The organism is Streptococcus orisratti DSM 15617 (assembly GCF_000380105.1).
Classification (GTDB): domain Bacteria; phylum Bacillota; class Bacilli; order Lactobacillales; family Streptococcaceae; genus Streptococcus; species Streptococcus orisratti.
Genome location: NZ_KB904465.1, coordinates 21,211 through 37,498, shown reverse-complemented (window position 1 = coordinate 37,498; position 16,288 = coordinate 21,211). Strand labels below are relative to the sequence as shown.

The window sequence follows — 16,288 nt, the reverse complement described above, 5'->3', positions numbered from 1 at the left end:
GTAACCAATATCGGCTAATCCTTTAAAAATGGTAGCTCTGTGATTGCGAACAAGTTGGCAAAGTGGCAAAGGAAAACTATCTATAATGGCTAGCCTATCAGATGGAAGCATGTCACTCATAGCTTTTCGGATTAATTGGACTAGCCAGATCAATTGTCTAGACCGACGATTGAAACGACTTCGNTCTAGTAACTGACCACAAGGAAAGAGGGGGCAGATGGTGTAGAAATGGCGTTGTGATGTCATGCCTAGTTCAGCTTGTAACAAAAGCAAGACAAGGATTGATTCATCCGAAACTTTGACTAAGCCAACATTACGTCGATATTTGAAGGAATCTGGGCAATAATTTTGGTAGAAGTGATGACAAATTTGTGATAATTGGCGTACATTCCATTGCAAATGATGAGATTTAGCAGTATACTGTAAGTGGCTCATTTGGACTAACCTCCTGTATGTTTCATCACTTACAGTATAGTCCATTTGGGCTTTTTATTGTTTTTTGAAGTTAACTAGCACCAGGGGGAGTCTTTAGTTTGCTTTTAGTACAAGGCAACGAGCTGCAGGTTGCTAGAACAGCCTTTAGGCTGTTCTAGGTTGGAAATAAGACATGCGAAGCAAGTCACTTTCGTAAAGTACGGCAGGCGAGTTCAAATACTCCAGCGGAGTGTTTGAAGTTGGAAATAAGGAAACGGAGTTTCCCCTTACGTCGAAGTAATCAAAGACAAACTAATTGACTATACTAATCAAACTCGGTGATAGCGATTATATATCAGTTTGTTTTTGACAAAGACCAAAGAAAGAGGAGTGAGAAATTCCCAGCCCCTACTTTCATTACTTACGTTTTCGTGCAACAAGTTTTATTGGCGTACCTTCAAATCCAAAAGCTGCACGGATTTGATTTTCCAAGAAACGCATGTAAGAGAAGTGCATAAGCTCCTCTTCATTGACAAAGACCACAAAGGTCGGTGGTTTCACCGCAACTTGAGTTGCATAGAAAATTTTGAGGCGACGCCCTTTGTCTGTTGGTGTCGGATTAATAGCAATGGCATCCATGATGACTTCATTGAGGACCGCTGATGGAATACGACGGTTTTGGCTTTCACTAATGCGCTTAATCAACTCAGGAAGTTTATGCAAACGTTGCTTGGTTTCCGCAGAGACAAAGATTATTGGCGCATAACTTAGAAATTGGAAATTATCACGAATATCTGCCTCCCACTGAGTAACTGTATGATTGTCTTTTTCAATCGTATCCCACTTATTAACGACAATGATAATACCTTTACCAGCTTCATGGGCAAAACCTGCAATACGCTTATCATACTCACGAATACCTTCCTCAGCATTGATAACCATGAGCACAACATCCGAACGGTCAATAGCACGCATTGAACGCATGACCGAGTATTTTTCAGTATTTTCATAGACCTTACCAGACTTACGCATCCCAGCCGTATCAATCATGGTGTACTCTTGACCCTCACTGTCAACAAAATTGGTATCAATGGCATCACGTGTCGTTCCAGCAATGGGACTGGCGATTACACGTTCCTCACCAAGCATAGCATTGATAAGACTAGATTTTCCAACATTTGGACGACCAATTAAACTAAATTTTATAATATTAGGATTTTCATCCTCAAGTTCAGTTGGAAGATTTTCAACAATAATATCTAAAACGTCACCTGTTCCAATTCCATGAACAGATGACACTGGGTAAGGATCACCAAGTCCAAGAGAATAGAAATCATAGATATCATTGCGCATTTCTGGATTGTCAACCTTATTGACAACTAAAATAACAGGTTTATTGGTTTTATAAAGGATTCTTGCCACGTACTCATCTGCGTCTGTCACACCTTCCTTACCAGAAACAACAAAAACAATGACATCTGCTTCCGTCATAGCAATATCAGCTTGATGCTTGATTTGCTCCATAAAAGGCGCATCAACATCATCAATACCACCTGTATCAATAATGCTAAACTTGCGATTAAGCCATTCAGCAGTCGTATAAATACGGTCTCGTGTCACACCTTCAACGTCCTCGACAATAGAGATGCGCTCCCCCGCAATTCGGTTAAATAATGTCGATTTTCCAACATTTGGACGACCAACAATGGCAACTGTAGGTAAAGCCATAAAATAAATACCTTCCCCTCATTTAGGGGATTCCTTTCACATGTAACTAAGGTGCAGGAAAAACTCTCTCTGCTAATTTTGGTTAGTAGGCGGTCAAACTCTACTAAACCTTAACACTCATCAAATCAAGGCAACGAGGTCTAATACTCTTCGAAAATCAAAATTATCCGTTGTCAACTTGCCTTGATGAACTCAAGTTCTATCGTCGGCTTCGTTTCCTAGGCTACTTTTGATTTTCATTGAGTATAAGTTTGACTTCCATCTGATGAGCCATTTTTTATTGATAGAACATTCGCCTGAAAAAGCCGGCTAGCCTCCGCTAGCTCAGCTATCCTAACGTCGATTTTCACCTTGTAAATGCATTTCTCTGGCCAGGAAACGAATGCGCTCCATAACACGTTTAGCCTGCCAAGACTCATCACCTTTACGGCCATCAGCTAACTTAGCTTCTAGATTAGCCATAGAATAATTTGACGTAAAGAATGTTGGCAATTCTTCTAACATGCGGTACTGCAAGATAACTTGAAGTACTTCGTCACGCACCCAAGATGAAAATTGCTCAGCACCGATATCATCTAAAATTAAGACCTGTGCTGTCTTGACCGCATCAATTTCTTCCTTGACACGACCGCCATTTATAGCATTTTTAATATCAATGGTAAAGGATGGGTAGTGCAACATGGTGGTGGTCACACCCTTACGCTCTGACAACTCATGCGCCATAGCAGCCAACATATAAGACTTGCCAACACCCATGTCTCCGTAGAGGTAAAGCCCTTTCTGCCCCTGACTCGGATAGTCATTGACAAAATCAACTAAACTGCCAAAACTAGCCAGACGATGGTTGTCATCCAAGAAAATATCCTCAAAAGAAATATGCTTGTAAGATTTAGGCAAATTCATCAAACTGATTCGCCCTTCTACTGCCTGTTTCCGTTGAGCTTCCTTGAGTTCACGCGTCTCTAGGTAAGTCACATCAGCATAACCTTCATTCATGGTTAAAATAGGCTGATAACCCTTGGCAATATAACTCTCATCCCCGTTCTCGAATTTAGCACGTTCATTTCGGAATTGGTTGAACTTAGGCAGACTGAGCTTGATTTGTTCTGGTGTCAGCTGGTGAGCAGCGATAAAATCAGCCACATCTCTATCTGCTAAGATAGCCTGCATCAACTCTTCAGCTACCACACGACCTGAGCGTCCCAAATGATTGAGGGTTTGTCCAATTTTTTCCATCTACTCACTCCTTTCCTAATTTCTCAAGAAGTTGACGTTTTTCAGCTTCCAATTTTGCTAATTCTTCTTGACTAGTTTCATTCTTGTAATTTGGATTGCTCCATTCAGGTACATTCGATTTTTTGATTGGTTTAGCAGCATTTTTTTTCTGTATTTCTGGAGAATGGCGGAGCGCCACAACAGCTGCTTCAGCCGTCCCAATACCGCGGTATGAAAAATCGTTTGCCAAGGTCATCAAGTAAGGCTTAGACAGGTTAGCAGACTTGGTCTTGTTAAAGGTGTAAAGCACCAAAATGTTGATAACCTCATCCAAAAAACTCATCTGCGCCAAATCTTCTAAGAGATTACGCTCTGCTTTTGTCACAACAGCCTTGCGAGAAGACTTGATAACCTTTAGAAAATCAAGAGCCGATAGAGACCTGGCTTGCTGAATAACCACTAATTCACTGTTTGTAAAGTCGCCATCGACCTGAGATTGGGAAGGCTGCTGCTTTTTAGCCTCCATCCGTTTTAGAGAAATTTTGCGGTTAATGGCTGTTTCATTTGCCAAGCCATACACCTCAAACCAATTCATCTTATACTTATCTGCAAAAGCATAAAGCCCAATAACATCCATTTTTTCGTTTTCCGAAAAGGAAAGACCATCTCGAGTCATCAGACGTTGGAAACTGACCAAATCAAAGGTTGGATCCGTTTTCGACGACTTAGGTTGATTTTGTATTTCGGAATTGAAAACATCGGAAAATGTCTTAGAAATATCACGTGCATTCTCAGGAATGGAAACTTCCAATTCAGATACCGCAATCTCACCAATACGTAGCTCCAAAAGTCTCCGATAAACTGGGTCTGCCAGAAAAGTTTCGTTCCCTAGCGCAGGCTTTATTTTCAATATGTAACTATCCCTAGTCTGATAAAGAACCAATAAGTCCAAAGCCGTTAGCATAACTAAAGCTTCCTCCAAGCGCTTCATCCCAAATTGGAGGTGATTAAGCAACTCACTAAATTTATGAGTATGAACCCCATTATCAAAAAAAGCAACAAGATATTCATAAACAGCAAGAGCGTCACTCCCCATGATAGGATAATAGAGTTGAATAAGGGTTGTGGAATCGTAAGAAACCCTATTATGCTTTAGAAAAAGAAAATCATCAATTGGATTCATTGGTTACACTACTTTTCTTACTACGGACACGATCAGTGATTTGCTTGAGAAGTTCCTCAATTTCATCAACATCCTTGAAAGATTTGTAAACAGATGCAAAACGAACATAGGTAATTTCATCTAGTTCAGCTAGTTCGTCCATGACCAGATTGCCAATAACTTCACTAGAGACTTCGCTATCATATTGGCTTCTAACAGCTTGCTCAATACGACTAATCGCATTTTCAATATCATTGCTTGAGACTGGACGTTTTTGAGCACTTTGGATAATACCATTGAGGATTTTATCCCGTGAAAATTGCTCCCGCGTACCATCTTTCTTAATCACTAAAAGTGGTAATTCTTCAACTCTTTCGAAGGTTGTAAATCGGGTGTGACATTTTTCGCATTCGCGGCGTCGTCTAATCGTATTTCCTTCTTCTGCTTGGCGACTATCAACGACGCTTGATTTATTAAAACTACATTTTGGACAACGCATGAAAACACCCCTATTCTAACATTTTAATACCTTATTTTACCATATTTCCAATAATAACAAAAGCCAAAGACATTTTCTTATTCTTTGAAGTTTTAAAACATTTATCAAATTAAGTTCGCAAAATAGCGTTTTGATTTTCGCAATCCATGATAATATTTTCCATAATAAAAAGGCGTTTTTGCAACACCTTTTGTTAGGGATAAACGTTATATAGCTACTCACTTAAATTTATTGATTTTTATAAATTATTCCAAGGAACAGTAGCTAATGTCATTTTGCACTATCAACAATCGGAATTTTTAGATGAAATGAAGTCCCAACTCCAAGTTGGCTATCAGCCTGAATAGACAAATGATAGGCATTAGCGATTTGCTTTAGAATTGCTAAGCCGATTCCAGCTCCTTCTTGAGTTGATACTTGCATTTTTGAAGTTTCACTCCTATAAAATCGGTCAAAAATATGATCCAAATCTTGTTCCGACATACCTTGCCCATAATCAATAACCGACAAACAAGCAAAATCTTCTTGAACATTTAAGTCAACTTCAATCTTCTTAGCATTTCCAGAATACTTGACTGCATTATCCAATAAAATAATTAAGGCTTGTTCAAAATGCAGGGCATAAATCTTCCCAGTAATCGGTTTTATGTTAGAATCAAAATCAAAAGTAAAGTCCTCTTTCAAGAGTCTAAAATTGGCTAAAATTTTCTCAACGGATTCGCCTAAATCAGTCATTTCATCTTCATGTCCTTCAACAGTTCCTTGAAGGCGAACAGTGTCCAAAGTTTCATTAACCATAATAGCCATCCGTTGCATTTCTTGGGACATGATATTGAGACTTTTTTCCAAAATGGCAGGTTCCTCTTTCCCCCAACGCTGCAACATGCTAATATGTCCTGACAAAACAGCTATAGGGTTTCGCAACTCATGACTAATATCACTAATAAATTGTTGCTGTGTTTGGCGTTCTTGTTCAAGTTGCTTTGACAAATAATCAATGCTTTCTTTTAACTCAGCAATTTGTGATCGATTTCCTTCCTGATCTAACAATTCTTTTGAATTATCCGTACTAAGATTTTTAGCTTTTTGAAATGCCAACACTAATAACGATTGTTTTTTTATAAAACAACAAATCAGTGCGAGCATCAAAAATGATATAATTAGAAAAATTTGAAGTCCCTCCTTTCTTACAAGAAAATCTTTTTTATGCTTCAAGCATAATCAAATACTCAGCCTAAAATTGCTTCTCATCATAAAACTTCTCAGTATCCCAATTTCCTTTTCGACCAACTGAGCGTCGAAATTCTAAAATTTATGTGGAAAAGAAAAGGACAGATTACGATCATCACTAAGTTACGCACTATTTCTACAAGCTTCAGACCAACTAGGTCGTCGTTGAATAGCATAAAACCTGACTATCTCTTTTGGGGCTCTCCTAGATTGAACCTCATTAAAAAAGCTGAATTATTTAACCCAAATCAATAATTGGACAAAAATATTCAGTTTCTTAATATTTTGGATGATTTATTGAAAAACGTAACAGTCATAACTTACACTCAATAAAGATTGACAATAAATGAATAACTAAAACTATTGATAACGAGGAATTTTAGCCACAGTTTTCAACTTTCCAAGCATTCTGTACGATTTTCAGAGTTAACAAAGAGACAATCATTCTTTAATTGCCCCTGCATTGTTCTTCATTTGGTACTTTTTTAAAACTCAGTTTACGTAAGCGCTACTTTATACCTCAAAATGTTCAAGCCTTTGAGTTCGTCAATTTGTTAAGTCGTTTTTCAACAAAAAGTTAAAGCACCTATCTCATTTAATCTTGCGTTTGTCAAGACATTCTTAATGTTCGCGAACTACATATCCCATACCACGAACTGTTTGAATGTAAGATTCTCTACCTGGAACATCAATTTTCCCACGAAGATAGCGAATATAAACATCAACAACATTTGTCTCGACAGAATCATCGTATTTCCAAACGCTTGCCAACAAATCCTCACGTGTCAAAACATGGTTGACATTGGTTACCAAAGCACTTAGCAAATCAAATTCACGCTTCGTTAAAGAAATTTCTTCACCTTCTCGCACAACCGAGCGATTTTGGGAATTGAGTTTCAAATTTTGATAATCGCCCATCGTAGATGAAGGCTTTTTAGAAGATTCTATATCTTGGCGTCGGAAGATAGCACGAACACGTGCTAGTAATTCCTCAATAGCGAAAGGTTTAATTATATAATCATCTGCACCACGATCTAAACCAGCGACAATATCCATGACTGAATCGCGCGCAGTCATCATCATAACATAAGTCGTTTTTTCTGCTTGAAGACGTCGTGTTATTTCAAATCCGTCCATTTCTGGGAGCAATAAATCTAACAAAACAAGATCAAAATCTTTATCAAGTGCAACATCGAGCCCCGTTCGTCCATTAGAGATTACAGTAACTTGATAGCCTTCGTGTTGTAGTTCAAGTGATACAAAACGTGCCAAATTCTTTTCATCTTCAATAACTAGAATTTTTTTACTCATTGTCTCCTCCTTTTTAATAGTCTTATCATTTTACTTACTACTCATCAACCTAATCAGTCTTATAATGCGGTTTCAATATTTCAAAACCATCATTTAGAGTTCATCAAATTAAAAAAAGCTTATAATTCACCGACTTTTTTACTTCTTTTGTAGAAATCTAGATAGCTTTAAGTATCAAGCAAAACAATAGTACTGAAAAAGTATAACAGAAAAAAATTTACTTGACTAGCTATTTTAAAAAATGTAATCGTTTTGTCATTTAACGTATTTTAAATTTCTGGAAACGATTACTTTCTCGATTTTCTAATGAGTTTTTGTTATACTACCTACTCTTAATTTCCTAACCCAACAGGATTTCTGCTATTTCAAATAAACAAGCTCGCAAAAATCCTTGAATTGTGCATACTGTTTAGAACTTTTTGACACATACAAAATACAAACCCATTACTCAATGAAAATTAAGATTAGACTAGATGGTGCAGATGAAATTGGCTTCTTCAAAGTAAGACAACAGCACCTTATACTCAATGAAAATCAAAAGTAGCCTAGGAAACGAAGTCGACGATAGAACTTGAGTTCATCAAGGCAAGTTGACAACGGATAATTTTGATTTTCGAAGAGTATTAGTTTGATTTTAGAAAAGTATAAATAATAGACTTCCCATAATGAACGTAAAAAAGACTGAGAATACTCCCCTTCCCTGTCTTTTTACTATTCATTTAAATCATTCTTCATCAAATAAACCGTTTAAGGCTGCAAAAGGATTATTTTGTTCCTTTTTAGCCTCCTTAAGCACCTGAAATTGACTTTCTGTCATAACTGACCAATTCTTACCTGATGGAAACTCATCTGATTTGGCTTCTTCCTCTGTCAAGACACTCAAAGGAATATTTAACAAGATATTATCTAAAATGCTCTCAGTTAAGGAAATACTATTTCCCTCCACAATTAAGACTAACTCCTCATCCACTAAATCGCCCTTTTCTACCAAATCAGCCTCTTCAATAAAAATCTCCGAAACAGAGTCTTGAACCTCCAGAGGAACTGGCTTCATAGAACGACTAGATGGCAAGGTAAGCGTGTAAAGCAACTCATAGTTCAATAAATATAAACCATCATCGTAGGAGATAGTCCCTTTGGCAGTGACATTCTTCAAATCAATGATTTCAGGGTTACGTTCTTTGATTTCTTCAGCCAAATCAAAGCTGTTATTAAACCGAATACCTTCTGGGTGCTTTTTAATTTCTGTTAAAGTAAACATAATTTCTCTTTTCTTTCTCTTGGTTGACTTTATTATAACAACTTTTAGAGGATTAGCAAAGCAATGTTCTTACATTTGACGCAAACGCTCAATTCTATCTGAGATAGAAGGATGCGTATAAAAGAGTGATCTCAAGCCATCTTCTTTCTTAACTGGATCGTTGATGTAAAGAGCAGCACTAGCTTGATCAACGGAAGCTTGCATAGGAGCTGATTGGTCTAGTTTTTCAAGCGCATGAATCATTCCCAAAGGGTTATTAGTTAATTCAACTGAACTAGCATCAGCTAAAAATTCTCGCTGCCGAGAAATAGCTAACTGAACCAGAGTCGCCGCTAAAGGAGCTAAAATCAGTGATAGGATGGAAAATAACAATATTAAAATCCCCATACCATTATCTCGATCATCCGAGCGGCGACGTCCTCCTCCAAACCACATCATCCGACCACCTATACTAGCAATCAGAGTCACTGCACTGGCTAAGGCTACGGCAATGGTTGAAATACGAACATCAAAGTTACGAATATGACTGACTTCATGACCAACAACTGACTCTAATTCCTCACGATTCATAACTTTCAGAAGTCCCGTGGTGGCTGCAATCGCAGCATTTTCAGGACTAGATCCTGTTGCAAAGGCATTAAGAGAATTGTCTTCAACGATAAAAACACGTGGCATGGGAATTTGAGCCACCATAGCCATTTTCTCAACTGTTTCATAGTATTGGGGCGCATCTTCAGGCCTGATTTCACGCGCATTATTCATAGACATAACAACATTTATTGACTGAAAAATCATACTAGCTGCATAAATAATCCCGATAATCAAAGCTAAAGCTGCACCTAGCTCTAGACTTCTCAGCAGGAGGTAACCAACCGCAGCACCGATAGCTGTCAGCAACAAGAAAAATACAATAATCAAGAGAACAGTTCGCCGCTTGTTACTAGCAATCTGACTTTGTAACATAAAAATACCTCACTTTCACCTCTAGTTAACCTCAATGGCTTATAACGTTAGAGATATTATATCAATTTTTACAACTTTTCAAAAGAAAAGAGGGCTTGTACGCAATGAACATCAAAATTAGGCTTGTTCCAACATTCTAGGAAACCATTGAAGACGGAAAATGAAACAGACGTTGTTCGTTTCAGCAATGTACAAATAGAATGCACCAAAATAAGACAGCAAAGTCTTTCGTTAAATTTTCGAAGAGTATTAACTGCAAAATATGGTAAAATAGAAGATACAGTTCTAAGCATGCACCAACCTTTACCGCATGTTTCAGTACAGATATCGATTAAGGAGACAAGATGACACCTGCTGAATTTTATCAATACTTGGCTGAACAAGGTTTTACGCTCAGCGATTTACAAAAAAATCAATTTGAGCGCTACTTTGAGCTACTAATAGAATGGAACAAAAAAATCAATTTGACAGCTATCACCGAAAAAGAAGAGGTCTATCTCAAGCATTTTTACGATTCCTTAGCACCCGTTCTACAAGGTCATATCAAAAACGAACCCGTACGACTGTTGGATATAGGGGCTGGAGCAGGATTCCCCAGCCTACCTATGAAAATTCTCTGTCCTGAGCTTGAGGTCACCATTATTGATTCCCTTAATAAACGCATCAACTTTCTAACCCTATTGGCAGGAGAACTAGGCTTAGATAGGGTTCACTTTTACCATGGCAGAGCTGAAGATTTTGGCCAAGATAAAACTTTCCGCGCCACTTTTGATATCGTGACGGCTCGTGCAGTAGCCCGCATGCAAGTCTTGTCTGAACTAACTATACCTTTTTTAACTATTGGTGGGCGCTTGATTGCCCTCAAGGCTGCAGCAGCAGATGAAGAACTGGCTGACGCAAAAAATGCCTTAGCTCTGCTATTTGCTAAGGTCGTGCTAACATACAACTATCAATTACCAAATGGGGATGGCCGAAACCTCACCATTGTAGAAAAGAAAAAAGAAACCCCAAACAAATATCCGCGTAAAGCAGGGCTCCCCAACAAGAAACCACTTTAACCCTTTCTACTATAATTTTCACAAAAGCGAACAGGTTAGTCAGTAAACCTATTCGCTTCTTTTAATAGTGAAAAATCAGAATACGAATAAAAAGTAGAAGACTGATGTGGAGGGGATAGAAGGCATAAAACCCCCATTTTACCCAATTTGGTGAATAGCCTCGCTGGCCATTGTAGGCTGCCAGAATAGGGATAACTGTCAAAATTCCCAGATTTGACAGCCATTCTACCGCAGCAGTCGCCGTCCATTCTTTAGGAAAAGTCAAATACATCATTAGGAGACAGATTATCCCAAGAACCCACTTGGTATTTTCTGGTTTTCCGTGATTTCTATAAAATCCAAAAATGATAGGAATACCAAAAAGATTCCAGTCTGAGGTAATGGAAGCAAGGATAAAGAAAATTAAAACTAGGATTTGTAAGAAATGATTTTTAACCTTTTCACAAGCCATCATCATTAAGACACCCAGCATTAGTGTGAACATGATGTTATTGATGGGATTGAAAAATGACCAGTTAAATTCAAAAAGGTAATGAAAAGGAAAAAGACTAATTAAGCCAAATAAGAAGAGTCGACCTGCATATTTCCAACGACTTCGAGTATAGAAAAATCCTTCTACTAGTAAGTAAGCCATGATTGGAAAGGTCAAAAGACCTATTGTCAGATAAGTAAATTCCCATAACGGAGGATTCCACACATTCTCAAAAGTATGACCAACATGATTTAAAAACATAGCGATAATAGCGATCACTTTTAAATGAAAAGCATCAATTTTATTCATTAATAAAACTCCTTGTATGTCTAGGTTAATCTTTCTTATTGTACCACAGTTATCATACAACCTCAAGACTAGTCTTTTTAGTGCTTTTTTGCTATCATATTCTTAGCTTTTTGGAATGAAAGGACTTCTATTGTGTACTCTTTTCTAAAATCAGTGTCAGTGACACAACGACTGACATTTAGCTTTATGATTGTCATTATCATAGGAAGCTGCCTATTATCACTTCCTATAACCCACTACTCTAGTGCACCATCGACGACTTTTTTCGATCATTTATTCAACGTTGTGTCTATGGTTTGCGTGACAGGCTTATCGGTTGTTGCTGTTGCAGATGTTTACAACGGTTTAGGTCAGGTTATCGCCATGTGTCTCATGCAAATTGGTGGTCTAGGACTTGTTACCCTAATTGCTATCAGCATGTATGCTGTACGTCGTAGGCGGATAACCGTCACTGACCAGAATCTCTTGCAATCAGCCCTCAGCCGAGAAAATAGTTCCGATTTACGACATTATCTCTTTAATGTCTATAAATTAACCTTTACTATTGAAGCTATTGCTGCACTGCTGTTAATGCTAGACTTTATTCCACGATTCGGTTGGCAGCATGGAATTTTTAATAGTATTTTTCTAGCTATTTCAGCTTTCTGTAATGCTGGTTTTGATAATCTAGGCTCATCAAGCCTTAAAGACTATGCCCTTAATCCATTGATTAATTTTGTCATTGCTTTTTTAATTATTTCTGGAGGCATTGGTTTTGCCGTCTGGATGGATCTCATTCATGCTGTTAAGCGTTATTTGACTAATCGCCCTAAACATCTCAGCTCAGCTATTCGTCCTATACGAAACCAAACGCGCTTGGTGCTTTACACAACTGGTCTGCTCCTCTTTTTAGGAACAGTATTAAGTTGGATGACAGAAATTGGGAACACAAAAACCATAGGAACTTATCATCCCTTTCAACAGTTAATGGTGAGTTTTTTTCAAACAGTAACTATGCGGACGGCGGGGTTTGCTACTATTTCTTACCAAGATGCACATCCTGCTACAAACATTCTCTACATGTTGCAAATGATTATCGGTGGTGCTCCTGGAGGAACAGCAGGCGGAGTAAAGGTGACTACCATAGCAATCACTTATCTTCTCTTCAAATCCGAACTGGATGGCCAGTCAGAAGTAACCTTTCGTAATCGTATTATTGCCAATAAAACCATCAAACAGACATTGACTGTACTGATTTTCTTCTTTGCTGTCTTGATGACTGGTTACGTTTTACTTCTTGAAGTAGAACCTTCTATCAAGCCATTAGCATTGCTTTTTGAGGCTATCTCTGCTATTGCTACGGTCGGAGTTTCCATGGATGTGACCCCTCAACTGTCAACTGTAGGACGTTTGATTATCATTGCTTTGATGTTTATCGGACGCGTAGGACCAATCACCGTACTGCTCAGCCTTCTTCAAAAAAAAGGGAAAACCATTCAATATGCGCCAATGGATATCACTGTTGGATAAAGACTAGAAAAGGAACAAATTATGACTAAAAAAATTGTTGGTGTACTTGGCTTAGGAATTTTCGGCAGGACCGTTGCTTTTGAATTAAGCCATTTTGATCAGGATGTTATCGCCTTGGACAATGGTGCTGCACATGTCCAAGAAGTTGCCGATTATGTGGCAAAAGCTGCTGTAGGTGATATCACAGACTTTGATTTTTTAAAGGCAGTCGGTATCGATCAATGTGATTCTGTTGTTATCGCAACAGGAAACAATCTTGAATCTTCAGTTTTGGCCGTTATGCACTGTAAAAAGCTAGGAGTTCCAATTATTATTGCTAAAGCTAAAAATGCCACTTATGAAGAAGTTCTTTATGGCATTGGGGCTACAAAAGTTATTACGCCTGAACGTGATTCTGGTAAGGCTGTTGCTGCTAATATGCTACGCCGTCACATTGAAAACATTATCCACCTTGAGGATAATCTAGCCATGATTGAGTTTTCAATACCCGAATCTTGGGTAGGAAAAAACCTTACCCAGCTTGATGTTCGTAAAAAGTATGATATTAATGTTGTTGGACTTCGCAGACCCAATGTGGCAAATCTGGAAACTCATATTGATCCTATGCAAGCATTTGAACCAGAGACAGATGTTGTTGCCATTGCAAGTAATAATACCTTTGAAAAATTTGATTATTTGGGTTATCTCAAATAAAAAACAATACTTATACTCAATGAAAATCAAAAGTAGCCTGAGAAACGAAGCCGGCGATAGAACTTGAGTTCATCAAGGCAAGTTGACAACGGATAGTTTTGATTTTCGAAGAGTATTAATAAGAATCAGCAATATATAGATAGAACCTATAGTTATCAAATTATGTTAGTAACGTCTGAACTTGATTTTTAAAGATACAAAGAAGACAATCAGGTGTGGCTGCTTATCAGTCATACCTTTTTTCATAGTCTTTTTCAGGAAAGAGTCGTTTTCAAAAAAAAGATCTCGTTATGAGATCTTAAAGGATTATATAGCCTTTTAGTACTAGGCAACGAGCTGCAGGTTGCTAGAACAGCCTTTAGGCTGTTCTAGGTTGGAAATAAGACATGCGAAGCAAGTCACTTTCGTAAAGTACGGCAAAGTGAGTTCAAACAATCCAGTGGAGTGTTTGAAGTTGGAAATAAGGAAACGGAGTTTCCTCTTACGTCGAAGTAATCAAAGATAAACTAAATAACTATAAGTTAAAGAATCTATTATCTTTCACCCTTGTTACGAATAACAAAGCCATTTTTCTTCTCGCTTGATGTGCGGTGTGGACGTTTGTTGTCCTTATTTTCGAAATCCTTGCGATTTTTGTTTGACTTGCGTTTAAAATCACGACGGTCATCACGGTTACGATCACCGCGGTAAGAACCCCGACGACGATCATTATCTCGTCCACGATTACCGCGTCCACCTTTTCCACCAAAGCCATTTCCAGACGGTTTAAATGGTAATGGTTTTTCACGAGCAATTTCTACATCTGGTAATGTCGCTGGATCTTGAACCGTTAAGGTCAAGATATAAAGCGCCAGCTCTTCTGGGCTAAATTCAGCCGCTAGTTTAACAGCATCCCCCTTAAACTTATCAAAGTTTGAACGAATGTTATCATCTGCAAAATCACGTTCAATCTTCTTAAGGGCAACTTTTTTCTTCGCTTGAAAGGCTTCTTCTGCTGTAGCAGGTTTGAGGCCCTTCATACGTTTCTTCGTTAGGTTTTCGATGATAGAGAGATAACCCATTTCATTTGGTGAAACAAAAGTAATGGACTGCCCATGTTTGCCTGCACGACCAGTACGACCAATACGGTGAACATAACTTTCTGGATCTTGTGGGATATCATAATTGTAAACGTGAGTCACGCCTGAAATATCAAGTCCACGCGCAGCCACATCAGTTGCTACTAAAATATCAAGGTTGTCATTCTTAAAGTCACGAAGGACACGAAGACGTTTTCCTTGATCAAGATCTCCATGGATACCTTCAGCACGAAAACCACGAAGTTTTAAACCACGAGTTAGTTCATCAACACGACGCTTGGTACGACCAAAAACGATGGACAATTCAGGTTGATCGACGTCCATCAGGCGTGTCATAGTATCAAATTTATCTTGTTCTTTAACACGAACATAATATTGATCAACTAAATCTGTTGTCAACTCCTTAGCTGCAATTTTCACATGTTCAGGTTCTTTCATGAACTTTATGCCAATTTGCTTGATTGGTTCAGGCATAGTTGCTGAAAAGAGCAAGGTTTGACGACTTTCTGGAACACGTGAAATGATAGCTTCAATATCCTCAAGAAAGCCCATATTAAGCATTTCATCTGCTTCATCCAAAATCAGAGTTTCAACATGATCTAATTTTAAAGCCTTACGTTTAATCAAATCAAGCAAACGCCCTGGCGTTCCGACAACAATATGTGCCCCTGAACGAAGAGCCTTGATTTGTTTTTCAATGCTTGAACCACCGTAGACTGAACGAACTTTCACGCCCTTTTCACGACCAAAACGGAAAAGTTCTTCCTGAGATTGAACAGCCAATTCGCGTGTAGGCGCAATAACTAAGGCTTGAATGACATTACGACTAGTGTCGATTTTATTGAGGGTAGGCAAACCAAAAGCAGCTGTTTTACCAGTCCCTGTCTGTGCTTGTCCAATAACATCCTTTCCTTCAAGTGCCAAGGGAATAGTCATTTCTTGGATAGGTGAAGGTTCTGTAAAACCGGCAGTAACTACCGCAGCAAGTATGTCATCTGATAAATTAAGTTCTGTAAATTTCAATGTTTCTCTTTTCTAAAAGGCAGTGCGAAGCTGCCTTATAAAACTTATTTTTTTGTCGTTTTAACAACCTATCCATTATAACACAAAGATTGACAAAAAAAAGAAATTTGACTTTTTTTGACCAATAATACGTTTTCATAATTTCTAGAAATGGCTTTGCCTTATAAATAATACTTTTTTGATATTCAATAAAATCAAATTCCGACCAACTTCAAAAGTTCGTGAAAGAAACTATTTAAGTTTGGAGACAAAGCGAGCTAGGGTCGTATCAATACTTTCTATCTAGGGATAGTTTGGAAAATGAAGTATAATCAATTAGTTTATCTTTTATTACCACGACGTAAGGAGGCTGAGCAAAAAGT

General features: G+C 38.1%; 14 protein-coding genes. 3 read left to right on the top strand and 11 right to left on the bottom strand.

Annotated features, from left to right (window positions below):
• From A3I7_RS0105450 to htpX, 9 genes are all read right to left on the bottom strand, one after another.
• On the bottom strand, positions 1 to 435 hold a 435-nt coding region (locus A3I7_RS0105450), incomplete at its 3' end, for a hypothetical protein (protein WP_018375773.1).
• A gap of 396 nt (positions 436 to 831) precedes the next feature.
• The gene (der, locus tag A3I7_RS0105445) at positions 832 to 2,142 is read right to left on the bottom strand and encodes a ribosome biogenesis GTPase Der (RefSeq protein WP_018375772.1); all 1,311 of its coding nucleotides are present in this window, start codon (positions 2,140 to 2,142) and stop codon (positions 832 to 834) included.
• Positions 2,143 to 2,475: 333 nt separating this feature from the next.
• Positions 2,476 to 3,378: a primosomal protein DnaI gene (gene dnaI, locus A3I7_RS0105440; RefSeq protein WP_018375771.1), complete on the bottom strand. Its 903-nt coding sequence runs from the start codon at positions 3,376 to 3,378 to the stop codon at positions 2,476 to 2,478.
• Between the two features lie 4 nt (positions 3,379 to 3,382).
• Positions 3,383 to 4,540, bottom strand: a complete 1,158-nt coding sequence (locus tag A3I7_RS0105435; protein ID WP_018375770.1) for a DnaD domain protein — start codon at positions 4,538 to 4,540, stop codon at positions 3,383 to 3,385.
• Positions 4,527 to 5,018 (bottom strand): transcriptional regulator NrdR, encoded by a 492-nt coding sequence (gene nrdR / locus A3I7_RS0105430; protein WP_018375769.1) that lies wholly within the window; start codon positions 5,016 to 5,018, stop codon positions 4,527 to 4,529. The genes A3I7_RS0105435 and nrdR overlap by 14 nt, the downstream gene beginning before the upstream one ends.
• A gap of 270 nt (positions 5,019 to 5,288) precedes the next feature.
• Entirely contained in the window at positions 5,289 to 6,116 is an 828-nt protein-coding gene (locus A3I7_RS12535) for a sensor histidine kinase (RefSeq protein ID WP_169333806.1), read from the bottom strand.
• Between the two features lie 753 nt (positions 6,117 to 6,869).
• Positions 6,870 to 7,559 carry a response regulator transcription factor gene (locus tag A3I7_RS0105420; protein ID WP_018375767.1) on the bottom strand — a complete coding sequence of 230 codons (690 nt, stop codon included), beginning with the start codon at positions 7,557 to 7,559 and terminating at the stop codon, positions 6,870 to 6,872.
• 724 nt (positions 7,560 to 8,283) lie between these two features.
• Complete coding sequence (locus tag A3I7_RS0105415) at positions 8,284 to 8,820, bottom strand: DUF177 domain-containing protein (RefSeq protein WP_018375766.1); 537 nt, start codon at positions 8,818 to 8,820, stop codon at positions 8,284 to 8,286.
• 69 nt (positions 8,821 to 8,889) lie between these two features.
• Positions 8,890 to 9,783 (bottom strand): zinc metalloprotease HtpX, encoded by an 894-nt coding sequence (gene htpX / locus A3I7_RS0105410; protein WP_018375765.1) that lies wholly within the window; start codon positions 9,781 to 9,783, stop codon positions 8,890 to 8,892.
• A 344-nt stretch (positions 9,784 to 10,127) separates the two neighbouring features.
• Here htpX and rsmG point away from each other — a divergent pair, with 344 nt between their 5' ends.
• Positions 10,128 to 10,841, top strand: a complete 714-nt coding sequence (gene rsmG / locus A3I7_RS0105400) for a 16S rRNA (guanine(527)-N(7))-methyltransferase RsmG (protein WP_018375763.1) — start codon at positions 10,128 to 10,130, stop codon at positions 10,839 to 10,841.
• Positions 10,842 to 10,902: 61 nt separating this feature from the next.
• Here rsmG and A3I7_RS0105395 read toward each other — a convergent pair whose 3' ends face one another.
• Positions 10,903 to 11,622 carry a TraX family protein gene (locus A3I7_RS0105395; RefSeq protein ID WP_018375762.1) on the bottom strand — a complete coding sequence of 240 codons (720 nt, stop codon included), beginning with the start codon at positions 11,620 to 11,622 and terminating at the stop codon, positions 10,903 to 10,905.
• A 186-nt stretch (positions 11,623 to 11,808) separates the two neighbouring features.
• Here A3I7_RS0105395 and ktrB point away from each other — a divergent pair, with 186 nt between their 5' ends.
• Together ktrB and ktrA are read left to right on the top strand one after the other, a co-directional pair.
• Positions 11,809 to 13,131: a potassium uptake transporter channel subunit KtrB gene (gene ktrB, locus A3I7_RS0105390; RefSeq protein WP_051071840.1), complete on the top strand. Its 1,323-nt coding sequence runs from the start codon at positions 11,809 to 11,811 to the stop codon at positions 13,129 to 13,131.
• A gap of 21 nt (positions 13,132 to 13,152) precedes the next feature.
• Positions 13,153 to 13,824, top strand: coding sequence for a potassium uptake transporter gating subunit KtrA (gene ktrA / locus A3I7_RS0105385; RefSeq protein WP_018375760.1), 672 nt, complete (start codon positions 13,153 to 13,155; stop codon positions 13,822 to 13,824).
• 533 nt (positions 13,825 to 14,357) lie between these two features.
• On the opposite strand, the gene cshA is transcribed toward ktrA, so the two are convergent.
• Positions 14,358 to 15,926 carry a degradosome RNA helicase CshA gene (gene cshA / locus A3I7_RS0105380; protein ID WP_018375759.1) on the bottom strand — a complete coding sequence of 523 codons (1,569 nt, stop codon included), beginning with the start codon at positions 15,924 to 15,926 and terminating at the stop codon, positions 14,358 to 14,360.
• Between the last annotated feature and the right edge of the window lie 362 nt (positions 15,927 to 16,288).